20 protein-coding genes and 1 other RNA gene are annotated in these 24,855 nt (G+C 48.0%); 10 read left to right on the top strand and 11 right to left on the bottom strand.

Annotated features, from left to right (window positions below; translation table 11 throughout):
- Window positions 1-12: 12 nt before the first annotated feature.
- The 3 genes from AC0KUT_RS18990 to AC0KUT_RS18980 are packed head-to-tail and all read right to left on the bottom strand — an operon-like array spanning window position 13 to window position 2,286.
- Window positions 13-300 (bottom strand): GIY-YIG nuclease family protein, encoded by a 288-nt coding sequence (locus tag AC0KUT_RS18990; protein ID WP_488832010.1) that lies wholly within the window; start codon window positions 298-300, stop codon window positions 13-15.
- Window positions 301-309: 9 nt separating this feature from the next.
- Complete coding sequence (gene pepP, locus AC0KUT_RS18985) at window positions 310-1,626, bottom strand: Xaa-Pro aminopeptidase (protein WP_488832008.1); 1,317 nt, start codon at window positions 1,624-1,626, stop codon at window positions 310-312.
- Between the two features lie 48 nt (window positions 1,627-1,674).
- Window positions 1,675-2,286: a UPF0149 family protein gene (locus AC0KUT_RS18980; protein ID WP_488832006.1), complete on the bottom strand. Its 612-nt coding sequence runs from the start codon at window positions 2,284-2,286 to the stop codon at window positions 1,675-1,677.
- A 232-nt stretch (window positions 2,287-2,518) separates the two neighbouring features.
- Between AC0KUT_RS18980 and AC0KUT_RS18975 the strand changes: the two genes are divergently transcribed.
- The 4 genes from AC0KUT_RS18975 (at window position 2,519) to AC0KUT_RS18960 (ending at window position 4,186) form a co-directional block, all read left to right on the top strand.
- Window positions 2,519-2,725, top strand: a complete 207-nt coding sequence (locus AC0KUT_RS18975) for a TIGR02449 family protein (protein ID WP_488832005.1) — start codon at window positions 2,519-2,521, stop codon at window positions 2,723-2,725.
- A 15-nt stretch (window positions 2,726-2,740) separates the two neighbouring features.
- On the top strand, window positions 2,741-3,040 hold the full coding sequence (locus AC0KUT_RS18970) for a cell division protein ZapA (protein ID WP_488832004.1): 300 nt from the start codon (window positions 2,741-2,743) through the stop codon (window positions 3,038-3,040).
- Between the two features lie 220 nt (window positions 3,041-3,260).
- A non-coding RNA gene (ssrS, locus tag AC0KUT_RS18965) (6S RNA) lies at window positions 3,261-3,438 on the top strand.
- 115 nt (window positions 3,439-3,553) lie between these two features.
- Window positions 3,554-4,186: a 5-formyltetrahydrofolate cyclo-ligase gene (locus AC0KUT_RS18960; RefSeq protein WP_488832002.1), complete on the top strand. Its 633-nt coding sequence runs from the start codon at window positions 3,554-3,556 to the stop codon at window positions 4,184-4,186.
- A 549-nt stretch (window positions 4,187-4,735) separates the two neighbouring features.
- Here AC0KUT_RS18960 and AC0KUT_RS18955 read toward each other — a convergent pair.
- Window positions 4,736-7,375 carry a family 20 glycosylhydrolase gene (locus AC0KUT_RS18955; protein WP_488832000.1) on the bottom strand — a complete coding sequence of 880 codons (2,640 nt, stop codon included), beginning with the start codon at window positions 7,373-7,375 and terminating at the stop codon, window positions 4,736-4,738.
- A gap of 266 nt (window positions 7,376-7,641) precedes the next feature.
- Window positions 7,642-8,592: a LysR family transcriptional regulator gene (locus AC0KUT_RS18950; protein ID WP_488831999.1), complete on the bottom strand. Its 951-nt coding sequence runs from the start codon at window positions 8,590-8,592 to the stop codon at window positions 7,642-7,644.
- 138 nt (window positions 8,593-8,730) lie between these two features.
- Here AC0KUT_RS18950 and AC0KUT_RS18945 point away from each other — a divergent pair, with 138 nt between their 5' ends.
- A complete protein-coding gene (locus AC0KUT_RS18945) occupies window positions 8,731-9,669 on the top strand; it encodes an NADP-dependent oxidoreductase (RefSeq protein WP_488831998.1) in 939 nt (312 codons plus the stop codon).
- Window positions 9,670-9,780: 111 nt separating this feature from the next.
- Here the strand turns inward: AC0KUT_RS18945 and ilvA are convergent, their stop codons facing one another.
- Window positions 9,781-11,295 (bottom strand): threonine ammonia-lyase, biosynthetic, encoded by a 1,515-nt coding sequence (ilvA, locus tag AC0KUT_RS18940; RefSeq protein WP_488831996.1) that lies wholly within the window; start codon window positions 11,293-11,295, stop codon window positions 9,781-9,783.
- 181 nt (window positions 11,296-11,476) lie between these two features.
- On the opposite strand from ilvA, the gene rpiA reads away from it, so the two are divergent.
- Both rpiA and AC0KUT_RS18930 read left to right on the top strand, forming a co-directional pair.
- Window positions 11,477-12,163 (top strand): ribose-5-phosphate isomerase RpiA, encoded by a 687-nt coding sequence (rpiA, locus tag AC0KUT_RS18935; RefSeq protein WP_488831995.1) that lies wholly within the window; start codon window positions 11,477-11,479, stop codon window positions 12,161-12,163.
- A gap of 327 nt (window positions 12,164-12,490) precedes the next feature.
- The gene (locus tag AC0KUT_RS18930) at window positions 12,491-14,116 is read left to right on the top strand and encodes a methyl-accepting chemotaxis protein (protein ID WP_488831992.1); all 1,626 of its coding nucleotides are present in this window, start codon (window positions 12,491-12,493) and stop codon (window positions 14,114-14,116) included.
- Between the two features lie 74 nt (window positions 14,117-14,190).
- On the opposite strand, the gene argH is transcribed toward AC0KUT_RS18930, so the two are convergent.
- The gene (argH, locus tag AC0KUT_RS18925) at window positions 14,191-15,591 is read right to left on the bottom strand and encodes an argininosuccinate lyase (RefSeq protein WP_488831990.1); all 1,401 of its coding nucleotides are present in this window, start codon (window positions 15,589-15,591) and stop codon (window positions 14,191-14,193) included.
- 142 nt (window positions 15,592-15,733) lie between these two features.
- On the opposite strand from argH, the gene AC0KUT_RS18920 reads away from it, so the two are divergent.
- Both AC0KUT_RS18920 and AC0KUT_RS18915 read left to right on the top strand, forming a co-directional pair.
- The gene (locus AC0KUT_RS18920; RefSeq protein ID WP_488831988.1) at window positions 15,734-16,831 is read left to right on the top strand and encodes a sensor histidine kinase; all 1,098 of its coding nucleotides are present in this window, start codon (window positions 15,734-15,736) and stop codon (window positions 16,829-16,831) included.
- Between the two features lie 57 nt (window positions 16,832-16,888).
- Window positions 16,889-17,629, top strand: a complete 741-nt coding sequence (locus AC0KUT_RS18915; RefSeq protein ID WP_488831986.1) for a LytR/AlgR family response regulator transcription factor — start codon at window positions 16,889-16,891, stop codon at window positions 17,627-17,629.
- 79 nt (window positions 17,630-17,708) lie between these two features.
- Here the strand turns inward: AC0KUT_RS18915 and AC0KUT_RS18910 are convergent, their stop codons facing one another.
- Complete coding sequence (locus tag AC0KUT_RS18910) at window positions 17,709-19,385, bottom strand: cellulase family glycosylhydrolase (protein ID WP_488831983.1); 1,677 nt, start codon at window positions 19,383-19,385, stop codon at window positions 17,709-17,711.
- An 889-nt stretch (window positions 19,386-20,274) separates the two neighbouring features.
- On the opposite strand from AC0KUT_RS18910, the gene AC0KUT_RS18905 reads away from it, so the two are divergent.
- On the top strand, window positions 20,275-20,706 hold the full coding sequence (locus tag AC0KUT_RS18905; protein ID WP_488831981.1) for a helix-turn-helix domain-containing protein: 432 nt from the start codon (window positions 20,275-20,277) through the stop codon (window positions 20,704-20,706).
- A gap of 98 nt (window positions 20,707-20,804) precedes the next feature.
- On the opposite strand, the gene AC0KUT_RS18900 is transcribed toward AC0KUT_RS18905, so the two are convergent.
- The 3 genes from AC0KUT_RS18900 to AC0KUT_RS18890 all read right to left on the bottom strand — a co-directional run bounded on the left by AC0KUT_RS18900 (window position 20,805) and on the right by AC0KUT_RS18890 (window position 24,753).
- On the bottom strand, window positions 20,805-21,776 hold the full coding sequence (locus AC0KUT_RS18900) for a response regulator (RefSeq protein WP_488831979.1): 972 nt from the start codon (window positions 21,774-21,776) through the stop codon (window positions 20,805-20,807).
- Between the two features lie 270 nt (window positions 21,777-22,046).
- Window positions 22,047-24,134, bottom strand: a complete 2,088-nt coding sequence (locus tag AC0KUT_RS18895) for an ATP-binding protein (protein WP_488831977.1) — start codon at window positions 24,132-24,134, stop codon at window positions 22,047-22,049.
- A 4-nt stretch (window positions 24,135-24,138) separates the two neighbouring features.
- Complete coding sequence (locus AC0KUT_RS18890; protein WP_488831976.1) at window positions 24,139-24,753, bottom strand: N-acyl amino acid synthase FeeM domain-containing protein; 615 nt, start codon at window positions 24,751-24,753, stop codon at window positions 24,139-24,141.
- Between the last annotated feature and the right edge of the window lie 102 nt (window positions 24,754-24,855).

The following is a 24,855-nucleotide window of genomic DNA, read 5'->3' as shown; positions in this document are numbered from 1 at the left end:
TAAGCGGCGCAATCATCTTTTGAATTTTGGCCACTGGTTGTAGCCAATATCTGGATCATTGGCATTGTATTCGCGAATTAAAACAGGCTCGATTTTATTGATTTCGTTTGCATCACTTGACGTAAACAGGATTTCTTGTCGGATCGTCATATCCATTCTTTCTGTCGCAGAAAAGTCTTGTGCAATCAGATCGCTATTCGCGCTGCCCCAATAATTGATGCTGTTTGTTAGATCTTTTCCAATGTAGATTTTCCCATTCGGGTAGGTGATTTTGTAAATTACCTTGCTGTTAGTATTCATTGAGATTGTCTATGAGCGCGCCATCAAAGCCTCAATTTCCTTCACAGTCTTGGGGACATCCTTGGTGAGCACATCATTGCCGTCTTTGGTGATGACGATGTCGTCTTCAATGCGAATGCCGATGCCGCGCCATTTTTTGGCAACGCGCTCGTTGTCGGGGGCGACGTAAATGCCGGGTTCTACGGTCAGAACCATGCCAGGTTCAAGCAGGCGCCACTCGCCGCCAACTTTATAATCGCCGACATCGTGTACATCCATGCCCAGCCAGTGACCGGCGCGGTGCATGTAGAATTCTTTATAGGCTTCGGTTTTGATGAGTTCTTGTACGTCGCCGTCAAGCAGGCCGATGTTTACCAAGCCTTCGGTAATTACGCGCACGGTGGTTTCATGGGGATCGTTCCAGTGGTTGCCGGGTTTGCATTGGGCGATAGCGTCTAATTGTGCTTGCAGGCAAAGCTCGTAGAGAGCTTTTTGCTCGGGTGAAAACTTGCCGTTGACGGGGAAGGTGCGGGTGATGTCGGCTGCGTAATAATCTAATTCACAGCCGGCGTCGATCAAGACCAAATCGCCATTTTTGAGCGCGGCAGAGTTTTCGATGTAATGCAGGATACAGCCGTTTTTGCCGCCGCCGACAATGGTGTTGTAGGCGGGAAAGCGCGCGCCGGCCATATTGAATTCGTGCATGATTTCCGCTTCCAACTGGTACTCCATAACCCCGGCTTTGCTGGCCTGCATGGCGCGCACATGGGCGCGTGCGGAGATTTCACCCGCTTCGCGCATGACGCGAATTTCTGCGGCGCTTTTGAACAGGCGCAGCTCATTTAAAAAGTGGCTAAGGTCGAGAAACTCCCCCGGTGGCGTAGCGCCAGAGCGCACCTTGGCGCGAATGGTGTTAACCCAGTCCATTACTTGCTTGTCGAATTCGCTGTCTTTGCCCATGGCGTAGTAGACGCGCTCGCGGCCTTCAATTAGCCCCGGCAAAATATCGTCGATATCGTCTATGGGAAAGGCGTCATCCGCATCGAATTCGCTGCAGGCGCCCTCGGGCCCTGCACGATAGCCGTCCCAAATTTCGCGCTCGCGATTGCGCTCGCGTACAAACAACACATATTCGCCATGAGCGCGCCCAGGGATGATAACCAACACCGCTTGCGGTTCTTCAAAGCCGGAGAGATAGAGTAGGTCGCTATTCTGGCGATAGTGGTATTCCGTATCGCGGCTGCGGGTGCGCTCGGGTGCGGCAGGTACTATGGCGATAGAGTTGGGTTCCATCATGTCCATCAATGCTTTGCGGCGGCGGGCGAATTCGGCTTTGTTAATTCTCATCTGGGTCTCGGCGACTTAAATGGTGATAGAAGTGAGAGGGTATGACGACTAGTGTAGCGTAGGTGCTAACGCGGCTTCGCTCGTGGCTGCCGTCTCAGGCTCATCTGCGCCATATTCCAAGTAGAGGCCGCTGGCCGCCATGCGCACATATTCAGTTACTTCCATATAGTCTGCTTCGGCGCTGGGATCGTCTTCTTCGTCATCGGCTTGAATTTGTACGATGGAGGCAAAGTCGCGCAATGTATCTTCAACGTCTTCAGTGATTTCCCGCGGGGTAGTCACCTCGACACTGCCAAAACCGGTCAAAAAGCCGTGGCACCATTGGCTTAGTGCATTAACGCGCTCGGCTAAGCCGTAGTCGTCATCGGGCAGCATCATCTTTAATTCAAAGCTGCCGTTAAGTTGCTCGCGGGTAGAGTGAAACAGTGCGCTCAGCGCAGCGCGGACATTTTCATCGGGCGCTTGGGTGAAGTCGAGAAACTCAACAGCATTGAGCAGCCAGTTAATTTCTGATAGTTGCGCGCCCCCGGCAAGCTTGCCGCACAGCAGGCCATGCAGTTCAGACGGGCTGTTTAGGGTTCCCAGAGGAACTAAAAGGTTGGCAAGGTCGTCGAAACGAAGGGATATTACGGGGTTTTCGGTAGAAGTTAAGTCTGTCATTGGTGCCTCTCTGGTAGCTTGGGCGAATGCTATCACGATTAAACGAGAGGGCCGTGCAAACTTTTTTTAAGGTTTGTTCGTGATGCAAGCAACTGATTTATAAAACTTATAGGTTTATCATTCAGTAGCGTGCCCTATCTCGAAATCACATTAAGTTACGTCTGTGCATTGACCCCCTGCCGAGGGCACAATATAGTGGGCGACCCGCGTTATAAATTGGTTAATAATGATCATGTCTGACAATCTGCTCCTCGCTCTGGAAACCAAGCTGGATAAGCTGATTCTGCACTGCACTCGTCTGCAGCAGGAAAATGCTGAACTTAAGGCGCGCGAAAGCGACTGGCTGCGCGAGCGCGAGCGCTTGATTGAAAAGAATGAATTGGCCCGCAGCCGTGTGGAAGCCATGATTACCCATTTGAAAAATCTGGATGCAGAATAATCGCGGAGCGCGCTCATGAGCAATGAAACAGTTTTTGTAAAAATCCTCGATAAAGAATACCAAGTAGCCTGTCCACGTGAAGAGCGACAAGCTCTCGTGCAGTCAGCGCAAATGCTCGATGAGCGCATGAAAATGATTCGCGGTACCGGCGCAGTCATCGGCTTAGAGCGTATCGCGGTAATGGCTGCGCTGAATTTAAGTCATGAATTATTGCAGGCCAGAGTTGCTACCGAGGGTAGTGGCGGTGCGGTTAATGGTAGTGATCTACTGCGTTTGAATGAAAAATTAGAGCGCAGCCTAGCAAAACTCAGTTAAATTTCAAATTGAATAAAATTAAGTAACAGCTCCCGCTTTTGCGGGCGCTGTTGTTTTTAATACAGCTTGAGTGATGCTTATACGAATCGATGCTCGCCTGCACGATTGCAGGGAAATCGTAAAAGTCCAGTGGCTGGTAAGATTGTTTTTTGCTGAATTTAATCTTGGTTCAACGATAAATTCATTTGCGATCACATGGGGTCTGTGGGTTATACTGGAGCTCGCCCTGGAGTGTTTGCAAACCGACAAGTCCTTGAGCCGATTTCCACAAACTTGGTCGCATCTCGTTGTGTTTGGTGTGCATGTCCGCCTGACGGAAAGCCTAAAAAACCACAGGTGTAACCACCTTGAACCTATGGGTTCAAGGCCAGCTTGGTAGCGGCATTTTCGGGGCCTCTTTTTTCTTCTTTTGTTTTTTTAGTTTTTATTTCTCTTCGTTTTCTCGCACTCACTCATCTTCGCCATTTATTTCTGTCATCGATTTTGTTTTTTGATTTCTGAATAAGGCCGCTTATGCTTGATCCGCGCACTCCGGTAAATATTACGTCTCCTTCTCTGTCATTAAGTCGCTCTGCTTTGCGCCAAGATTTACGCAAGCGTAGGCGTGCACTTAATCCGCAACAACAAGCTCAAGCTGCACGCAACGTATTGAGTTATCTGTTAAAAATTCCGCAACTGATGCGCGCGCAACATATAGCTCTCTATATCGCTAATGACGGCGAAGTCGATCCACGAGTAATTGCGGAGCAGTTGTGGAAAATGAAAAAGCAACTCTACTTGCCAGTATTGCGCCCTAAGGGCCGTGAGCTATGGTTTGTGCGTTATAACCCTAAAACGGCGCTAGCCCCAAATCGCTTTGGCATTCCTGAACCTGACCATAGGCGCGAGCTTAAAATTATTCCGAATTTATTGGATGTGGTGCTTATGCCCTTGGTCGGTTTCGATCGCTGCGGTGGGCGCTTGGGTATGGGCGGGGGATATTACGATGCGACCTTTGCATTCAAACACAAACAACCTAAAGGGCGGCCCTACTTAGTTGGCTTAGCGCACAGTTGCCAAGAAGTGGAACCGCAAACCATGGCGGAATGGGATATTCCCTTGTTTGCTATAGCATCAGATAGCGGAGTTATTGAGGTTACGGCTTAAGCCAAGCTGCGGTGAAATTGCAGGCTTCGAGGGAGGAGAGCGGTTTGTACATTATGTAAGCTGAGGCAGAAAATTATTCTACAGCAGCTTCAGCAAAGGTGACCAATGCACCCAAGTCTATGAGGGTTAGGCAAACGCCTAGGCAAAAAATAAAGATAACAAGTGAGAGAACATCGACTTTCATGGCACTACCTTATTTGCGGTTGTAACTTATGGATTGCAGTGTCTTGATGCTCCTTATCTATCAAGACTAGCGGACTCATTACATCAACCACAAAACAGCGATACTCAATGACCTAATGCCTGGCCGAAACTTGTGCACTACTGTGGCGCGTTAATAGCATAGTAAGCTATTGCGCAAAATGGAACCGGCGCCAAGGCACTTTAAGCACTTTTTTGCGATTTATTTGCTATTTTTTCGCATTTATATCGTTTTTTGCTGCTTTTTAGGATCTTTTGTTATGAACTCCTTCAAAAAGTCGGTTGTTCCGGCCTTTTAAAGGAGTTGTTATCAAAGTTTGCGTATGTTGCTTATGGCGACAATTGAGTTTAGTAGATCACCGCCGTAGTGCGACTGACCTGCTCGCCAATACGGCTGCGCAGTAAAATTTCAGCGCGCACCAATGTTGGTTGCGCAGAAGTTGCCTGTGCAGGCGGCACTGAAACGGGCTTTGAATATGGCTGCCAAGTGGCTCCCTGATCGAAACTGTATTCTAAGCCTAGCCCCGGAAGTGATGAGTTCATCATGAGCTGGTCGCTTTTTATCTGGCCACCCGGCGGTGGTAGATAAAAACTAGCACCTGTTGTGGCTAGCTTGGGCAGCTCTTTTTGACTAAGGCTATAGGCAAACTGGGTCCAATCGGCAGCGCGGGCTTTTAGGTCGGGTTGGTTCGATTCCCACGGGGCCTTGTGCCACGCTCGCTCGGCTAAGGCTATAGCGCGGGGATAGATCATCTGCTCCAACTGCTCCGCCGTGCGAATGGTTTCAGACCATACTTGGCCTTGAATACCCAGTAGGTTTTCCGGTTTTTGTAGGCTGGGCAGCGGTCTTCCCACGAGGGCCTCTAAATTTGTAATTGGCTCGCCAGCGCGGGTTTTATCGGCATTGGCATAGAGGTTGTCGGGCATAAACCCAAAAACTTTGGCGTTATCGCTATAGCGCGTAGCCCAGTAGTAGCCGCGCTCTTCTGCGTTAGCTTCTTGGGGGTGATCAAAATAGAGGTGTGTACCGGGGGATAAAATGACTTCATAACCCGCATTGGCTAAGCGATAAGCGCGATCAGCAACGCCCCATTCCCAAATATTATCCCAAGCATTGGCCAGCACATGTTTGTTGGCGAACTCGGCGCGGTTGAAGGTGTTGTTCGGGTCGTACATTAGGCCATCTTCCCAGCCTGCCAGATTCAATCCGCGCGCTTGTGTCATGGCGGCGAGCTTTTTCACAAAATAGGGTTTGAGGTCGGCAACGCCAGTAACGCCAGAGTCGGATTGTGCGAAGAGTGCGGTGCAGGCGGGCGATTTCTCCCACGAACCCTTACCCACTTCATCGCCACCCATGTGAAAGGTGGTGAGCTTTAGCCCAGCTGCGCGATACATTTGCTGCAATTCATAGATCACTTTTTCCGCGAACGCATAGCTTGAGGGGAGGCAGACATTGATGGCATTGTCGGTGTAGTTCTGTACCGACATATAGTGCGATTGGTCGTCTGGATCTGAGAGTAAATACTGTTCCGCTGCTGCTTTTTTGCCCGCAGCTATAAGTGTGCGATAGCGCGCTTCCATTGATTTAACGGCGGCGCGGGCGTGGCCGGGCATGTCAATTTCAGGGATCACGTCTATATGGCGCGCAGCGGCAAATTGTAAAATCTCAATAAAGTCTGTGCGCGTGTAATAGCCATTACCCGAGCCAGATTTATGGGGTCCAGTCCCTAGTTGGGTGAGTAGGCAATGGGTTTCGGTGAGATCGAAGCAGCGTGCGCCACCCACCTCGGTCAATTCCGGCAGGCCGGGAATTTCCAAGCGCCAGCCTTCATCCTCGGTTAAATGCAGGTGTAGTTTGTTGAGTTTGTAGCGCGCCATTTGTTCGATTAAACGCAGTGTTACTGCTTTGCCGTGAAAGTTGCGCCCCATGTCGTAGTGCATGCCGCGCCAGTTGTAGCGCGGGCTATCACTGATGGTCAGTTTGGGCAAACTTACTTGGCTGTGGGTATTGGCAGGCAGCAGCGCGAGCAGGGATTGCACGGCGTAAAAAGCACCTGCGCTATCGCTGCCTATAAGCCGAATCGCATCGCTATCAAGTGACAGCGTATAACTTTCGCTCGGCAGTTGTGCGCCAAGATTCAAGTAAATAGTGCTGCCTTGTGCGGGAATATGATCGGCGGCGCTGGTCAGTGTTATGCCGAGGGTTTGCAGTTGCTCGCTCAAGTAGTTAGCTTCGGGGGTGAGACCGCCGGTATAACGCAATTGCCAACTGCTGTTTAGTTCGACCGTGCCCTTACGTATTTTTATATTTTTTGGGGTTGGAATAATACGAGTAGCCAAAGCTGTGGCATCAGGTTGCGGGTGATTGAGTGCGCGATTTTCCGCAAAACGCGATTCGCTCGTCACTATAGGATACAGGTCATCGCTGAAACGCAATTGTTGTTCAGGGCGGGAAAATGGCTCGACAAAATCGCTCAGCTGCTCGCTATCAGTATTGGCGAAAATAGCCGGTTCTAGGCCTTCTTGGGCGATAAACGCGCGCGGCATAAAGTCGCTATAGCTGACTATCCAATCGCCCGAATGAAATTCAAATGTCAGTGTTGCGTTGACTGCAAGGCCGGGAAAATGCGCCGTGGGTGCCAGCGCATAGAGGTCGCCGTTGATGTGACTCAGGTGCAGCCCCGCATCATCAGCCAATAGGAGTTTGCGTATTGAGTGAAAATAAATACGCCAGTTGCGCGCGCCGCGCGGAAGCGCGACAGAGGACGCATTGCGCAACTGAAGTTGCGCCTTAAGTTGGTTATCACTGCCGCTAAAATTACGAATAACCCCAAAACGTAGCTGCGCGTCGTGGCCAAATTCATTCAGTTGCTTTTGGGTGAGCGGAGCATCATGTACTGCGTTTGGGTTGAGTTCAGCCGTGGCCAAAGGTGCCAGGCAGAAGGCAAGGCTGGCTGTGATCATCAGAAAATGTGAGCGTAAAGACATGAAAGTGATTACCTGTGTTGTGTGTGCTGGTGTATATGTTTTGGTGCCCCGAGGCATTTCGCCGGTTTTCTTTGTGTCTTATTTTTTTGTGGGACAACGTTGTCTTTTGGTGTTCAGGTTACACTATGTGTAAAAAAACGCCAGTCATCCGAACATTAATTTACGGTTTACTGGATTATTTGTTCTCTGATCTTTGTTATTGCTGGATATTTGGAAGGGCTTTGAGCTTTCTTAGGCCTGCTTGAGTTTTGGGTCGCCACGGGAGGTTAATTAATTCGCGGGCTAAGTCGATCGACTAAAAAGTCGATAAAGGCATGGGTTTTGGTGGGCAAAAAATTGCGTACAGGGTAAACCGCGTAAACAGGAAGCCCCGGCGCTGGTGGGTAGTCGGCGAGCAGCGGCACGAGTTGGCCTGCTGCCAATGCCTCTTGCACAATCGAACTATCAATAAGCAGCACACCCAAACCATCAATGGCAGCGCTGACCAGTGCGCAGGCATCGTTAATGCACAGTGGTCCCTGCACGCTAATATGCTCATCGTTTTTGGTATTTTTTTCTTTGTTACCGGGGTTAGTGTGCTTACGGGCGTTTTGAAAATGCCAGGTATTGAGAGTGCTTTTTTGATTGCGATAATAAAGGCAGTCATGGGCGAGTAAGTCGCTAGGCGTCTGCGGTGTGCCTTTGCGTGTGAGGTAATCGGGGCTGGCGCAGAGCTGCCAGGTTAACTCGCCCAAGCGCCGCGCTATGAGTGACGAGTCAGATAAATAGCCAATACGAATGGCTACATCGACCTGCTCGGCGACCAAATCCACAAACCGATCTTCCAGCTGCAAACAGACTTCGACCTCGGGATAGCGCTCGGTAAATTCGCGCATAAGCGGCACTAAGTGCACGCGCCCAAAAGAGCTAGAGCAGGAGACTTTTAGGCGCCCGCGCACCTCTTGGCGAAAATCATTGCTGATTGCTTCCACCTTGGCGAGGGCCTCTTGTACCTGCAGGGCCTCTTGCATGATTTGCTCGCCCAATTCCGTTAAGGCTATTTTGCGCGTGGTGCGCTGTAATAGTCGCGCACCAATTTCCTGTTCGAAGGCTGCGAGCTGTTTGCTCACCGACGAGCGGCTGATGCCCAATTGCTGCGCGGCACCAGACAGGCTGCCGCACTCAACAATTTTGCCAAACAGCATAAGGCCAGACATGCGTTCCATAGGTTTGGCCATAGTTAGTTCTCTGATGAAGATGACAGTTTGTTTCTATAGGGGAAACAATGTAGTGAATCTTAAGGGGCTAATCAAGCTGCGCTTTAGTCACTAAACTGAGCCTCGTTGATTTACTAACTGAATCCTTCGGAGGATCTGATGAACAAGACAATGAACGCTGTTCGTATTCACGCCTATGGCGACCAATCACAATTAATCCTCGAAAATATTGCTATTCCTGCGCTTCTGCCTGATGACGTGCTGGTGAAAATTCACACCGCTAGCGTAAACCCCGTGGATTGGAAAATTCGTGAGGGTTATTTAAAAGAGATGTTGCCGCATCAACTACCGCTGACCTTAGGCTGGGATTTTGCGGGAGAAATTGTTGCGCTAGGGGAAAATGTCACCACTTGGCGTATCGGCGATAAGGTTTACAGTCGCCCTAATATTGCACGCAATGGTAGCTACGCCGAGTTTATTGCAGTTAATGCCGCTGAAATCGCACTCAAGCCGGAAAGTTTAAGTTGGCAAGAAGCCGCGGCTACACCCTTGGTGGCGCTCACGGCTTGGCAATCGCTGTATGACATTGCCAATCTTAAAGCGGGTGAACGTGTGTTGATTCACGCCGGTGCCGGTGGTGTGGGTAGCTTTGCAATTCAATTAGCAAAGCTGCGCGGTGCCTACGTTTATTCAACCTGTTCAACCGGCAATGTGGAACTCGTGAAGAGTTTCGGTGCGGATGAGGTCATCGATTACAAGCAGCAAGATTTTGCCGCACTGCGCGATTTGGATCTGGTGTTCGATACGCTGGGCGGAGAGGCGCAAGCACAATCTTGGCAGACCCTAAAGCGCGGCGGACGTATGGTCTCTATCATTAACCCGCTCGATGCCGATACAGCCGCGCAGCATGGCGTAACACCACTGTTTTGTTTTGTAGAGCCTAGCGGTGTGCAGCTCGAAGAACTTAACAAGCTATTTGCGGCGGGTAAATTACACGTGCAAATAGACAGCGAGTTTGCGTTAAAAGATGTAGTAGCAGCACATGCGCGCAGTGAAAGTGGTCGCGCGCGCGGTAAGATTGTGATTCAAGTGGCCTAATTTTTTGACTAGGTTCCGCAATTACTAGGTTCCATAATTACTAGGCTACACAATAAAAAACGGCGACCTTGCGAGTCGCCGTTTTTTATTGTGTTGATTTTTTACGAATACTTAACCCAAAAAGAATTTATAGGCTTCGTTTTTGGTTTCATCCCAATAGGGATAATTAAGCTCGTTCAAAAATACTTTTAAATCTGCAGATTCTTTTTTCGGTACTTGCATGCCGACAACCACGCGCGCTGAGGCTGAACCGTGGTTGCGGTAGTGGAAGAGCGAAATATTCCAGCGCCCAGCGACCTTGTTTAAGAAGGTGTGCAGCGCGCCGGGCCGCTCGGGGAATTCGAAGCGATAGAGCACTTCGTCGGTCACGTCCGGCGCATGGCCGCCCACCATATAGCGAATATGCAGCTTGGCCAATTCGTTATCAGTCATGTCGACAAAGTCGTACCCCTGCGCTTTTAAGTCGGCCAAAAGCTCAATGCGATCCTGCCCGCCTGCGGCAACCTGTACGCCCACGAAAATCTTGGCGGCTTTGCTGTCAGCATAGCGATAGTTAAATTCGGTGATGTTGCGTTTGCCCAGCGCTTTACAAAACTCTTTGTAGGCGCCGGGGCGCTCCGGAATCGTCACCGCTAAAATAGCTTCGCGCTTTTCGCCAAATTCGGTGCGCTCAGAAATGTAGCGCAGGCGATCAAAATTGATATTGGCGCCGCAGTCGATGGCGATCAGGGTTTGGCCGCTGATGTTGTTTTCCGCTACGTACTTTTTCAAACCTGCAACGCCAGTTGCACCTGCAGGTTCGGCGATGGAGCGGGTGTCTTCAAAAATATCCTTAATGCCAGCACAGATTTCATCGTTGTTAACGGTGATGCACTCATCCACAGTTTTACGCAATATGCGAAAGGTTTCTTCGCCGATTTGGGCCACGGCTATACCGTCGGCAAAAATGCCTACCTGCGGTAATATGACGCGCTTTTTCTTTTCCAGCGCGGCTTTTAAGCAAGCAGACTCTTCTGATTCTACCGCGATGATTTTGATCTCGGGGCGCAGGTATTTCACGTAAGCGGATATCCCCGCCGCCAAACCGCCGCCGCCGACAGCGATAAATATCGCATCGATTTTACCGGGATACTGGCGCAGAATTTCCATGGCGATGGTGCCTTGGCCGGCGATCACATCGGGGTCATCAAAGGGGTGTACATAGGTGAGACCTTTTTCTTCCACCAGCTTTTTGGCGTAGGTTGAGGCTTCATCGTAACTATCGCCGTGCAATACCACTTTGGCGCCGCGTGCTTTTACCGCATCGACCTTAATCGCCGGGGTAGTGCGCGGCATCACGATGGTGGCTTTAATGCCTAGGTGCTGAGCGCCCAACGCCAAGCCTTGCGCATGGTTGCCCGCAGAGGCGGCAATCACACCGCGCGCGCGTTCAGCTTCGCTGAGCATTTGCAATTTGTTATAGGCGCCGCGCAGTTTGAACGAAAATACGGGCTGCAGATCTTCGCGCTTAAGCAGCACTTTGTTGTTGGTGCGCGCGGATAATAGGCGTGCTTCATCGAGTGGCGTTTCCACGGCGAGGTCGTAAATACGGGCGTTGAGAATGCGTTTTATGTAAGACTCGGGCATAGGGCTTCTTTTTAACTTAAGAGGGTACATGAGCGAAAATAGCCCACCAGTGTAAACAATTTGCCCGCTTCTTACATGCTCAATAGCTGTTTGGTGGCGTAAATTCCGTATAATGCGTGCAGTTTTACTGCCTAATCTCTCGCTATCCCAAATCGATCGCCAACTATTATTGAGAAGATCCATGACTCAAGACGAATTAAAACAAGCCGTCGCACGTGCCGCCGTTGAATACATTACCCCCAAGCTCTTTAGCGATTCGATTGTGGGGGTTGGCACTGGCTCTACCGCCAATTACTTTATCGATTATCTTGGTGCTGTTAAGGGCCGCTTTGCGGCGGCAGTAGCGAGTTCCGAAGCTTCAGCCATTCGACTTAAAAAATTAGGTATTGAGGTATTGGACTGCAATTCTGTGAGCGAATTAGTGGTTTATGTGGACGGTGCCGATGAAGCCAATCCACAGCTTGAGTTGATTAAAGGTGGCGGCGCAGCGCTCACCCGCGAAAAAATCGTGCGCGCTATTGCCAAAGAGTTTATTTGTATAGCCGATGCCAGCAAGTGGGTTGATGTGTTGGGTAAGTTCCCTCTGCCTGTTGAAGTGATTCCTATGGCGCGCTCTTATGTCGCGCGTGAGTTGGTGAAACTTGGCGGTGCGCCGGTCTATCGCGAAGGTGTGGTAACCGATAACGGCAATGTTATTTTGGATGTGTATAACTTGGCCATCACCGATGCGCCGGGATTGGAGGCCACTATTAATCAAATCACCGGTGTAGTGACCAATGGTTTGTTTGCGCGCGCTGGTGCTGATGTACTTTTGCTGGCGAGTGCTGATGGTGTCAAAACCATCAAGCGTCCTGTGACTTCAGTGTAAAGCACTAATCCATCCAAAAAGACAATTAAAGCGCCATCTGGTCGCTTTGAATGCAGCTATAGCATTGCCCTAGCGCCCTAGAGAATAAGTATTTATTGCTTATTCTCTAGGGCGCTTTTTGTTTCTGGGCACTACTTCACTAGGCTTTGGTCTGTCATTTTTTTGGGGGAGGGGGCGAAAAATAGACTTAAGAGATTGGGGCTGCAGCCGTTAAATTGTTGATTGGGGCTACACGCCTTGGAATTATCTGCCTCAGTATTATTCTGCAGCCTAGGTAATTCTTACTACACTTAGAGTCCTGCCGCTTTATTTCGGAGAATTAACAGTATGTTTGGATCCAATGCCAGTATTCAAGGACGCCTCCTGCTCGCTGTAGGGGGTGGTATAGCCTTAGTTGTTATCATCAGTAGTATTGCAATAGCGCAGCTCAAAAGTACTATTGGTGACTACAACCTGATGGTGCAGCAACCTATTGCCTATGAAAGGACAATTAATCAGTTAAATTTTGATTTCAAATTGCAGGTGCAGGAGTGGAAAAATGTACTTTTGCGCGGTAAGGCACCCGACAAATTGCAAAAATATTGGGGGCAGTTTGATGTGCTCCATAAGCAAATTGAAACACAGGGCGCAAGCCTGGTAAGTGCTTTGCCACAAGATGAAAGTCGTCGACTGGTAAGCGATTTTTTGCGTGAGCATCAGGCGCTCTATCAAAAGTATCAAACTGGTTTGCAGGCTTATCAAGATGCGGGATTCGATCCCAGTGCAGGCGACAATGCGGTGACAGGGATCGATCGCGAACCGAGTCGACTGCTAGATGAGGCTGCCGCCTTGATCAGCGCCGAAGTGTCACGGCAAACGAAGCAGAATGTTGAGCGCAGTGGTTCTATCAGTATGTGGTCTAGTTTTTGGGTGATAGCGAGTGGTGTGTTGGTGTTGTTTGTAGTATGGCTGACGTTGAATAAGAATCTTATTGAGCCTTTAAAGAAAATAAATGAACATTTGGCACGCTTGGCTACAGGCAACTTTCGCGACTCGCTCCAGCTAAATCAACGCGGTGAGCTGGCGGCCTTGAATAAATCGATAGACGTGGTGCAGCAGGGGGTGGCGGGAATCGTGCGGGCGGTTAAAGTGTCGGCCGCGGGGCTGCTGGACAACTCCCAACAAATCACGCAGAGCGCGGCGGATTTGGTGCGCTTCACTGAAGAAAGCCATCATTCTACCGATCAAGTTTCGGCGGCTATCAATGAAATGTCGTCGACGGTACAAGAAGTGGCGAATAATGCCAGTGGTGCCGCGAGTGCTGCTCAGGGTGCTGATGACTGCGCGCGCAAGGGCCTGAAAGAAATGGAAGGAACCTTAACGGCTATAAATCAGTTGAGTGTTGAAGTTGATAATGTGGGGGCGGTTATGGCCCAGTTGGAAACAGATACAACACGTATTGGTGGTGTGTTGGATGTCATTAAAAATGTAGCCGAACAAACGAATTTACTCGCGCTCAATGCAGCTATTGAGGCTGCTCGTGCCGGTGAGCAGGGCCGTGGATTTGCCGTGGTAGCGGATGAGGTGCGTTCACTGGCTAAGCGCACTCAAGAATCGACAGCCGAAATTCAGCAGATTATTGAAGCCGTTCAGCGCGGCGCGGCGGCGGCGGCTCAAGCTTTGAAAATCAGTCAGGATAAAGCTGAGGACACACTTAACCTAGCCGGTGATGCCGGTGAGTCGATTAATCAAATATCGAAATCTATAGGCGCTATTTTGGGCATGAATATGCAAATAGCGACAGCGGCGGAAGAGCAGAGCTATGCGGCGGAAGAAATTGATAAAAATGTGCAAAACGTTGTACGTTTAGTCGACTCGGCCAATCAAAATGCACAAAAGTCGAATAAGGTGGCGAAGAGTTTGGATGCCTCCGCGCGTGGCTTGGAGACTGAAATTGCGCGTTTTGCTGTGTAGTTTTCATCTTAAGTAACATAAAAAAACGGGCCCCAGGCCCGTTTTTTTATGTTTTATCGCGCCATAGTGCCCGATTAAGCGCGCTGGCTTAGCTTGGTGCGCGCACGCGCGACAGCTGCCGTAACTTGCGCCGGTGCAGTGCCGCCAATGTGGTTACGCGCGGCAACTGAGCCTTCAAGGGTTAATACGCTGAATACATCCTGCTCAATCTCGGTAGAGAATTGCTGTAATTCGGTCAGCGTCATTTCTGACAAATCCTTACCGGTTTCAACTCCATAACCGACTGACTTACCGACAATTTCGTGAGCATCGCGGAAGGGAACGCCGCGGCGCACGAGGTAGTCGGCAAGGTCGGTCGCGGTAGAGAAGCCGCGTTTGGCGGCTTCGAGCATCTTATCTTTGCGTGGTTCAATCGCGGGGATCATGTCGGCAAATGCGCGCAGACAATCTTTTACAGTATCAATCGCATCAAAAATTGGCTCTTTGTCTTCTTGATTGTCTTTGTTGTAAGCCAAGGGCTGCGACTTCATGAGTGTCAGCAGTGAAAACAAATGGCCATAAACGCGCCCCGTTTTACCGCGTACCAGCTCGGGTACATCGGGGTTTTTCTTCTGCGGCATGATGGATGAGCCGGTGCAAAAGCGGTCGGGTAAATTAATAAAGCTAAATTGCGATGAGGTCCACAGCACCAGCTCTTCACTCGCACGTGACAAGTGCATCATCAGAATGCTGGCAAAACTACTGAATTCAATGGCGAAGTCGCGATCGCTCACGGAGTCCAGTGAGTTTTCAGTGGGCGCGTCGAAGCCCAGTAGTTGCGCAACGTAAGCGCGATCAATTGGGTAGGTGGTGCCCGCCAAGGCGGCGGCGCCCAGCGGCAATTGATTCATGCGCGCGCGGCAGTCCATCAAGCGCGAATAGTCCCGTTGCAGCATTTCAAACCACGCCAGCAAATGGTGCCCAAAGGTTACTGGCTGCGCCGTTTGCAAATGGGTAAAGCCGGGCATGATGGTGGCCGCGTTGGCCTCTGCCACTTGCAGTAGGCCCTGCTGTAAGCGCGTCAGCTCTTTGGCGATAGTGTCGATTTCATCGCGCAAATAGAGGCGTATATCGGTGGCTACTTGATCGTTGCGTGAGCGTCCGGTATGAAGCTTTTTACCGGTGATGCCGATGCGTTGAGTCAGTACCGCTTCGATGTTCATGTGCACATCTTCAAGGCTAACTGACCAGTTGAATTTGCCCGCGACTATCTCTGCGCGTATGTCTTCCAAACCGGTAATAATCTGATCGCGCTCGGCGTCAGTTAATACGCTGACCTTCGCCAACATGGTGGCGTGGGCGATAGAGCCGTTTATGTCGTGGTGATAAAGGCGTTTATCAAAATCGACTGAGGCGGTAAAGCGTTCAACAAAGGCATCGGTCGCTTCGGTGAAGCGGCCGCCCCAAGGTTTGATGGGCTGATCGTTTTGGCTCATGAGGAAGTGTCCACAAACTGGAAGAATTAAGAGAATTCGCGCCGCCGCAGCGGGGCCAACTACACTACACTAGTTGGATTTTCGCGTGGGCGGGCATTATAGCCCAAGCCTTGCACCTTAAGGGTCGATGATCGAGATAAATATGAAATCAACGCCAAGCGCTAGCGACCACAAACAATCAGCATCCGCGAATACCGCAAAAAATGGGCAGATATTCACGCCATTCTTACCCGATTTATGTAATAGCCAAGCGCTCTTTTTGTTGGTGTTGGTGGCTGAATTAATGGCCTTGTTGCTCAGTGTTAGTCACAGCGGGTTAAAGAACTTCGGCTGGGATATCTTGGCTATTATCTCGGTACAAATTGTGTGGGTAGTTTTGTTGAGTGCGCTGGTGCTCTGCCGTATGCGCTCTTGGTTGGGGCGCGTCAGCCCGCTCCATGCGGGGATCAGCTGCTATGGTTTGGTGTTGGCGATTACGCTTTTGCTGTCAGTGCTCGGGCAGTGGCTACTGGCGGGCGATGGCTTGGGTGGGGGCAGTTTCGACGCTTGGCAGCTGCTGAATAATATGGCTATAGGTGCAATTTTAGCGGGCATTTCTCTGCGCTATCTCTACGTGCAGCAGCAGCTACGCAATCAACAGCAGGCAGAGATGCAGGCGCGTATTCAAGCGCTGCAATCGCGTATTCGGCCCCATTTTTTGTTCAACAGTATGAATTCAATTGCGAGTTTAATTGCTACGGCGCCCGATACCGCTGAACGCGTAGTCGAGGATTTGTCCGAACTGTTTCGCGCCAGCCTCGCCGAGCCGACTTTAATTCCGCTCGCGCGTGAACTTAAGTTATGTCAGCACTATTTGGATATAGAGCAGCTGCGTTTAGGGCGACGCCTCAAGGTGGATTGGCAGTTGGGCAAGTGCAATGACGCGTTAAAAATTCCCAGCTTGATGTTGCAGCCATTGATGGAGAACGCCATCTTTCATGGAATAGAGCCGCTGCCCAAGGGCGGCACTATTACTTTAAAGGTAGCGCAAAATGATAAGTTGCTAAGCATAGTGATTATTAATCCTTATCCTCTGGTTAAGCGGCAGAGTGCGCTGGAGCAGCAGGCGCGCCACAATCGTATGGCTTTGGATAATATTCGCCGCCGCCTGCAGGCGCATTACGGCGCAGCGGCGCGGCTTTCGAGCAGTGCGGAGAATGGCGTATTTACTACCTACATATTTTGTCCGTTAAATATCTGAAAAAATATATCTTTTAGAAAACTAAACCATTAAACAAGTTGAGCCATTGAGAAAATTATGGACGTGTTGATTGTTGATGATGAGCCCCTCGCGCGTGAGCGTTTGGCGCGCATGGTGGCCAAGGTGCCCGACTGTTGTGTCGTAGGCGAAGCCGATAATGCGGAGGATGCACTGATCGTTTTGGGTGAATGCGATCCCGATATAGTGCTGTTGGATATACGCATGCCGGGGCGCGATGGTTTGAGTTTGGCGCAGGACATTAGCGCGCTTGAAGATCCGCCTGCGGTAATTTTTTGCACGGCGTTCGACCAGTATGCACTCGATGCCTTTAGCACTGAAGCTATAGGGTATTTATTAAAACCGGTTAAAGCGGAGCAGCTGGTTCAGGTGTTGGAAAAGGCGCAGCGTTTAAACAAGGTGCAACGTGTCGCAGCGCAAAAAAATGTTGAAGGAGGGGCTGCGAATCAGCGTTCGCATATCAGCGCTAAAACGCGCCGTGGGGTAGAGTTAATTCCTTTAGATGATATTCGCTACTTCGTTGCCGACAACAAATACGTTACCGTTTTTCACCGCAATGGTGAGCATCTACTCGATGACACACTTAAAGAGCTAGAAGAAGAATTTGGTGCACGTTTTTTGCGGATTCATCGCAATGCGTTGGTGTCAGTTGGGCATATAGAGGCGATAGAGCGTGCGGCGCAAGGCCAGTATCAGGTGCGCTTAGCGGATGTAGCGCAGAGGCCGATTATCAGCCGTCGCCACGTGAGTCACGTAAAAGAACTATTGAAAATGCTGTGATTTTTTTAGATTGGCGATTAGATATAACAACGCCCGCAATTGCGGGCGTTGTTATATCTTAGGGCCCTAAATTAGGAACTTATTGACAAGTTATTGCAGGAGTTTCTACTGCACCACCATTAGTACTGCCTTGGAAGCCAAACTCAGCGGTTTGGCCAGCACCTAAATTACCGTTCCAGCCAAGATTGGTTGCTGTGTAGGGGTTTGAACCGGAGACATTCGCATTCCAGCTGCTGGTAATGCGATTGGCGCCCGAGAACTGCCAGGTCGCTTTCCAGCCGGAGAGAGTACCTGTGCCTGAGTTAGTCACGCGAATAGCGCCAGTAAAACCACCGCCCCAAGAGTTAGTCACTACATAGCTGCAACTTAAACCACCATTGTTCGCCGCGCTGCTAGAGGATGCAGCGATTGAAGAGCGCGGTGTTGATGAAGGTGCTACTGATGAGCGCGGTGTTGATGACGGGGCGACAGAGGATTGCGCGATAGATGAAGGTGTGGCGCTTGTTGGGCTACCGCCTTCAATTCCGTAAGGTGCAGGTTGAGTCGTACAAGTACTGCTACCGATACAGCTCTTGTTACTTTCCCAACCCCAACCGCTCGTACTATTTACACAGAGAGGATAGCGCGTGCCGTACCAATTACATTGTTGGCCGCCTGTTGTTGCCGTGCTTGAAGCAACAGAGCTTGGTGTTGTAGAGCTGCGCGGTACAGAGCTGGGCGCGACGCTAGAGCGAATACTGCTGGCCGAGCTGCTCGCTGGTGTGGTGCCTGAAAAATGAGTCGCCAGTTTAGACGTAGCTTTAATGCCATTGGCACTGTTGATAAGGAAATTGCCCCAGGTGCTTAGCTGAGCTGCATTCCAGTTCGTCGCTATATCCAGGGGTTCACAGCAACCGCCATTTCCCGACCAGCTCCAGCCCATATAGCCAATGCCGCGATCTTGTGCAAATTGCATAATCGACGCTTCGTCTACATTGTTGCCGTTATTTTCGGTCCCGAATTCACCGACAATAATGGGGTAGCCTTTAGCTTGAAAGGTGCTGAAATACTCTTGAATGCGACTTGCGTTGTTGTATACCTCATACATGTGCACAGAAAAGACCACATTTTTTAGCGGGTCGGCATTAAAAATCGTTGCCGCGTTATCGCGCATTATGTATTGCCAATCTTGTCCCCAGGCTGGGCCATCCACCACGATTTGATGGGTCAAGCCAGCATTGCGAATTGTTTTTATCGCTGCGGATACTTCGTTGGTGAATGTCGTTGCTGTGGTGCTGTTGCCATAGGGCTCGTTGGCAATATTGAGGATCGCGTAGTCTTCTTGGCCCATCATCGCTGCTTTGATGTCAGCACTTACCCAGTAAGCTGCGGCATTGGAAATGTTGGTTGCTTCAGCTTTTTCCCCGTAGCCCGTTGAGTCGTGTACTTCCATCATGCACACCATTTTCAACTGCTTACACTGGTTGATAATAGATGTGACCTCTGCGCCAGAGTTGCGCGTCCATTGGGTGCCGTTACTGAGTACTACGCGCACTGAGTTGGCACCCGTGGCGGCTATGTCTTTTAATGCTTGGGTGGTTCTGTCAGTAAACCAAGTGTGCGCATGGTTTACACCGCGATAGACAAAGTTATTGCCTTTGGGATCGAGAATTTGTGTTCCGCTAACGCTCCAGCCAGCAAAAGCCTGAACTGCAAGTGTGGAGGTCAGTACTGCAAATGCGGTTTTTTTAAGGAAGTGATTGTTAATTTTTTTCATAAGAGGGTTCCCAGTGCATTGGCGCTCATTGCGGAAGCAAAAGCGTTTGCGCGTTGATGTTATTGTTTTCTCGCTCACGCCTTTTTACCGCGGCGCAAGTCAAGCTAAGCGATGTAATGTGGAGTTGTGTACAGGTTTAACCATTGCATCTATTGTTGAGTAATCGAAAGATATGCAACCAAGGCAGCCGAATAGCTGGCTTTATATGTAAAAGCATTTAATTGAGAGGTGCCGCTTGGCGGTGTCTCGGGCATCTTAAAAAGACTTATAAAAGTAAGAGCAAAATAAAACCCTATGGACTTGGAGGTGTGCTCCTAATTCAACGGGACATTACAGCGTTAACCTCATACTGTTTGGCTGCAGATTCTCGACTGGGTGTGTAGCGTCGGAATCAAATAATTATAATTAGACCAAAAGCATGGACTTGCGCGAACAACTGTAATCGGTTACATCCTAGCCAAATAAATGCTAGTACACAAGCGTAAAAAGCGAATAAAAAGGGGCGTGAGTCACAGATAAGTATTTGTACTGGCTTGGAGGTGGATAGAGTTTTTCTGGTGCAGGTTGGCAACAATAGAAAATTTAATGGCTAGATAGTGTGCGGGCGGTACTTCATATAGCGTTCTTTGGCTGAATGATGCGTGGATATATTTGTAAATCGTATATCAAATCTTTTTTAAAAAAGCATAAGCAAAGTTTTTATGTGAAAGTGGTGGTTTAGGTGCCATTTTGGCGCATTTTATGATAGGCGTATTATTTTACCGACTAGTTGATATGGTATAGTCACAGAGTGCTGTAATTGCTTTTAGCACCAACTAGGATTTGTTAAAGGTCAGGATGCGTTATCCAGTCAACACACAAGATGACAAACAATGTAAGGAGAGGCTCAATGATTCAATTGCAGCGTAATTATAATAATAGCTTTACGAATGAGGGTGAATTGCTTCAGCAGCAATTAACCTATGAAGAGTATTTAGATTTAGCAAAAATCCCATATTGCGAAGGTATATCCAGCCGTGTTGTCGCCGCATTGTGTCAGCGCGTGAGGCAAACCGAATTAACAATTGAGCTAATTGCAGGCGATATGCACCTCACCAAACGCACCCTACAGCGTCGCTTACAAAGTCAAAATACGAGTTTTGCTCAGTTGCGCGATGATGTGCGTTTTCACTATGCCATTAAGTTTTTAATCGATGAAGGCATGCGCGTTGATCAGGTTTCAAAATATTTAAATTTTTCTGACAGAACGAGCTTCACCAACGCTTTTAAGCGATGGGCAGGTATGTCTCCGAGTGTATTTAAAAGAAAGTTTATGCGCTAAGCCGTGGGGCCTTACATAACTTGTTGTGAAGAGCCCTCATTGCGCCATCTTTTGTCCCGCAATAATTTTTTTTAGCGTTAAACCTATTGCTTGTCTGCTTAGTGAAGGTGCCCTGTTTTGGGTGTAGTCGAAGCGGGCGTCCCGCTGGTGTCAGCAAAGATAGCACAATAATAATTAACGCTGCCTTGGATGAGATCTGCTGGGTGTAGGTAGGACATGGGGTTGCCGATACTAGGTTCATAAAATCCATCTTCTGAAGGAAATAGCGGAATAAACTTTCGTGTCTCAATTGTGTTGCAAAGTTCTTTAGGTGCGTTTTCCTCAGATAAAATTTGTAGATGTTCCGCTATATCGTCCTCAGTACAAATAACACATAAAAACTGCTTGCCATCTTGTGCGCTCAATGCAAATCGGGACGGGTTGGTGAGGTAATAGTACTCGGCTATATTGTAGGTGTTGCAGGCATTTTGAAAATAGTGCGCCAATTGTGGGTCAGCAAAAAATGGAGTCCCACTGTCAATAGCTTCAGCTTTGATACTGCTGGATAGTTCGTTAAAGTATGCCTGTTGTAATTGACGAATAGAGGACTCGAGTTCCTCGAGCATATGCTCGTCGCCTTTATTTAGGTAATAGTGGATTGTATTGTTGTTGAATGCCCTTATGGCTTCCTTCGCGCTGGCTTGCCCTGTCAGTAGAATCTTTTTAATCGATGAGTTATTTATTTTTTCGCAAAATTCAATCCCGTTAATTTCAGGCATTGAATAATCCACCACAAGTACAGAAACCTCTCGGATTTTCAGTGCATCGTAGCGTTTTAGATTGCGATGCGTCAGTACCTGCTTTACCCAGTTGTCAGACTCCCCTTGAGGTTTTGGTTTTTCATTATTCTCAACGATTCGATTTTCGCGCTGTAAGTCATTGATGTATTTTAGGGCGGCATCGGCTTGAGTGAAAAACTTTAGGTTGAAGTGCTTGGAAAAAATCAGTGAAATACTATCCAAAAAATCGGAGTTGTCATCAACAAATACAATTTGGGTAGGGTAGAAGCAGAGTGGGATTTTTGATTTCAAGCTGACTCCAGGGTCTCAGTATCGTCCTATGTTCTTGGTCTTGCTAGGTTATTATACCTAGAGAATCTCTGAAAAATGTTTGCAGCGCAGCTATGGTTAGGAGAAATTGTTCGAAAAGTGGGGTTTGTTGGAATAAATGAGCATTTTGAGAACAAATTTAACGGTACCAGAGTAAGCATGTTAGTTATTCAGCGGTTCCTTTACAATATTACAGCTAGCTAGCCTGAATGCAAATGGGCTTATTCGTTTCTTGAGCAGTTGGTCCGTGGCTTAGATACGACTGTTTCTTTTTTCCTCTTCCTTGTTGTTACCTAGCTCATCGCTATTGCTGTCGCCACCCGTGGACCGCTCTGTATGCATAGCTGTTTGGGCTACGGCAAAGCAAATAATGAACTCTGAACCGTTATCCGCTTGGCTAGACACATCGATTTTTGCGTTATGTTCGTCGGCAATACGTTGTATGGCCTGCATGCCTATGCCATTACCCCGCTCTTTACTGCTAAAGCCAGGCTCCCACAAGTTGTCGAGTTGGCTTGGCGTCATGCCAATACCGTTGTCGCTGATAGATAAATAAATATTGCCTGATTCATTCCATGATTTTACTGTTAAGTGCAGGTCCTTGCTGGCGTGACGTGCTTCAACTGCATTTTTAATTAAATTAATAAATAAGATTTTTAAGTCATCTTCGTCACCCTTAATAATAGGCAATCCAGCAAAGTTGTAATCTACTCGGTCAATCGAAGCCTCAAAAATATACAGGCAGTCTTTCACAAGCGTTTCCAGTGAACATGACTTAACTTTGCGCTGATGCTTGCCTCCGAGTATGCCCGCCATGGTGGCAATGAGACGAGATCCCCGCTCTACTTGTGCTAACACGATATTTTTTTGTTTTTCTTTGTCGTAAATGTCATTGGATACTACGCCATCAATAATGGTAAATGGTGCCTTTATGTCATGATGGTAGTGATTCATGAGGTTCAACATAGATAGAGTTTTCTTTGCTTCCGCTAATTGATTTTGCATGCTATCTAAGCGGATCAAGCGATTTAATACTTGACCTAGCTCGCTGGTTAGCCATTCAAATATTCTGATGTCATCATAACGATAATAGGAAAGGTCTGCTGGGGCGCCTACAAAAACAATAGCCAATGCCTTTTCATTATTGAAAACCACAAAGCACAAGGATGCGTTATTCTTTTTCATCTCAATTTGTAGGAGCTCTGGCATTTCATCTGCCATGCTGAGACCATGCTGCTTGCTGCAATGTGCTGCCAGTGCGCTCGTTTCTTCAGTGTACCCAAAGGGTGAATTATTGAATTTCCCACTATTGTTAAGGCTTGATACCTCGGACCCTATTAATTGAATTTGATAGTTTTTAACTCGAATTATTTTCGTAAAAAGATGGTCTAACACCTCTTTCATCGTTAAGAAGTTTGTTGAGTCATTTAGAGCTCTTTCTGTATCTAGTCGTGTTTGACGAAATTCATAGCTATTTTTAACCAGAATTCTTTTTGCATTCGGTAGGATCCAGCGTAGCAGCCGAGGGTAAGTTTCCAATATGAGCGCCACAAAAGCGAGTAACACGAGAATGCCACCGTTGGATTGTGTGTGATCACCTACAACAGAGGTGACGACAAAGTAAAGCCAAACAAAAAAACTGAGCAAAAGCGCTTTAGATAAGCTAACGCTTAGCGCCACTCTAAGATCCATAAGGTTGTGTTCAATGGTTGTGTAAAATAGAAAAGCAACAAATATTATATTTGAAATCGGGCCCATAAATTTAGATAGATAAAAATCATGTGGCATAACCCCAATGAGTAGTGTTCCAATTAAAAAGCATACTGCTAAGGTTATAAAAATCCATTTTAATCTTTGTTTTTCTCGGCTAAGCGCAGACTTATAGGAAAGTGTGACTAGAGCTAGCGATCCCATAAAGCACCAGATAAAATAGGCTGAAAATGCGTAATAGATGAAGTCTGGTTTTGGAAGGTAGCCTACTTTAGTTTCAATTAAAGTGGACGGGAATAGAAAAAGGTTGCTCAAACCCAAGGCAATACTTATTAAAAAGCTTGGAATGATGACGTAGTTTTTAAAAACAATTGATCTGCTGCCAAGTAGCCTCCATGCTAGTACTGTGAATATAGATGGAGCAAGGAACATCCCCCATCTGGTGACATGAAATAAGATGTTTAATAGCTCTAGATTTTTTATAGATGTTAAAAAAAACAACTCAAGCGACCAAAATCCTAGGCAGCAAATAGTAAACCCTAGAGCCTTTGCTGCAGGGTTTTCTTTTTTTGATATGGCAAAAATACCTACGGCAATATCAATAATTGCCGTTATTAAGTATTGAATCATATGTCTATGCTGCTCGTAATTTTTTCAGTAAGAATTCTTGCGCTAACTCTAATTCGGTACATACCATTAAAACGGTTTTAAAGCTTAAGTGTGGGTAAGATTTAATACCTGAGATCACTTTTCCGCCAAAAATTTTATAAAATCGGGTGTGTTCGGGCCTGACAGCGACTAAAACAGATGAAGCTGATTGTTTAATCGATTCATCTAGCACTGATTGCATTAACATCAGGCGCGCATGCATACCACCTTTTCTTTGGAATACTGGATCGACTACAAACTTATTCATTTCAACAAATGGCTGTTCATACCCCACATTGTATTGTATTTCTTCGTCGAAGACTTCCATTATGGGGACCGCAAGTTTTTCCATCGGGTTGTAAACGCATGCTCGCATGGATCCTATTGCTTTAGTTGCGTGATAGGCTAAAAAACAGATGCTATTTGGTTTGTTGTCATATTCATCAATAAACTTATGAGAAGAGTTTTCTTCGATATATCCTTCAGCACTATAACTCCTGTAACGCATAGTATATACCCTATCAAGCATAGGACCTTTCGCTATGGCGCTATAGTAATCATTATTGCGTATATCAGATGTTTGAATGCTGTTTGTTAACATAATTAAGGCCCCTTAATGGTTTTTTGAATGGTTTTAATTTTCTTACGGTATTCGCCAAAGTTTATCTTGTGTCTTTATGCGACAAATCGGTGTGTTTGGCAC

The organism is Cellvibrio sp. 25HG11W-0, from assembly GCF_057815475.1.
The sequence above is the reverse complement of the archived record's forward strand: the minus strand, read 5'-3'. Positions and strand labels throughout refer to the sequence as shown.

Coding starts and splice junctions, on each gene's coding strand:
- AC0KUT_RS18990 (WP_488832010.1), bottom strand. CDS start 300: ATGAATACTAACAGCAAGGTAATTTACAAAATCACCTACCCGAATGGG.
- pepP (WP_488832008.1), bottom strand. CDS start 1,626: ATGAGAATTAACAAAGCCGAATTCGCCCGCCGCCGCAAAGCATTGATG.
- AC0KUT_RS18980 (WP_488832006.1), bottom strand. CDS start 2,286: ATGACAGACTTAACTTCTACCGAAAACCCCGTAATATCCCTTCGTTTC.
- AC0KUT_RS18975 (WP_488832005.1), top strand. CDS start 2,519: ATGTCTGACAATCTGCTCCTCGCTCTGGAAACCAAGCTGGATAAGCTG.
- AC0KUT_RS18970 (WP_488832004.1), top strand. CDS start 2,741: ATGAGCAATGAAACAGTTTTTGTAAAAATCCTCGATAAAGAATACCAA.
- AC0KUT_RS18960 (WP_488832002.1), top strand. CDS start 3,554: ATGCTTGATCCGCGCACTCCGGTAAATATTACGTCTCCTTCTCTGTCA.
- AC0KUT_RS18955 (WP_488832000.1), bottom strand. CDS start 7,375: ATGTCTTTACGCTCACATTTTCTGATGATCACAGCCAGCCTTGCCTTC.
- AC0KUT_RS18950 (WP_488831999.1), bottom strand. CDS start 8,592: ATGGCCAAACCTATGGAACGCATGTCTGGCCTTATGCTGTTTGGCAAA.
- AC0KUT_RS18945 (WP_488831998.1), top strand. CDS start 8,731: ATGAACAAGACAATGAACGCTGTTCGTATTCACGCCTATGGCGACCAA.
- ilvA (WP_488831996.1), bottom strand. CDS start 11,295: ATGCCCGAGTCTTACATAAAACGCATTCTCAACGCCCGTATTTACGAC.
- rpiA (WP_488831995.1), top strand. CDS start 11,477: ATGACTCAAGACGAATTAAAACAAGCCGTCGCACGTGCCGCCGTTGAA.
- AC0KUT_RS18930 (WP_488831992.1), top strand. CDS start 12,491: ATGTTTGGATCCAATGCCAGTATTCAAGGACGCCTCCTGCTCGCTGTA.
- argH (WP_488831990.1), bottom strand. CDS start 15,591: ATGAGCCAAAACGATCAGCCCATCAAACCTTGGGGCGGCCGCTTCACC.
- AC0KUT_RS18920 (WP_488831988.1), top strand. CDS start 15,734: ATGAAATCAACGCCAAGCGCTAGCGACCACAAACAATCAGCATCCGCG.
- AC0KUT_RS18915 (WP_488831986.1), top strand. CDS start 16,889: ATGGACGTGTTGATTGTTGATGATGAGCCCCTCGCGCGTGAGCGTTTG.
- AC0KUT_RS18910 (WP_488831983.1), bottom strand. CDS start 19,385: ATGAAAAAAATTAACAATCACTTCCTTAAAAAAACCGCATTTGCAGTA.
- AC0KUT_RS18905 (WP_488831981.1), top strand. CDS start 20,275: ATGATTCAATTGCAGCGTAATTATAATAATAGCTTTACGAATGAGGGT.
- AC0KUT_RS18895 (WP_488831977.1), bottom strand. CDS start 24,134: ATGATTCAATACTTAATAACGGCAATTATTGATATTGCCGTAGGTATT.
- AC0KUT_RS18890 (WP_488831976.1), bottom strand. CDS start 24,753: ATGTTAACAAACAGCATTCAAACATCTGATATACGCAATAATGATTAC.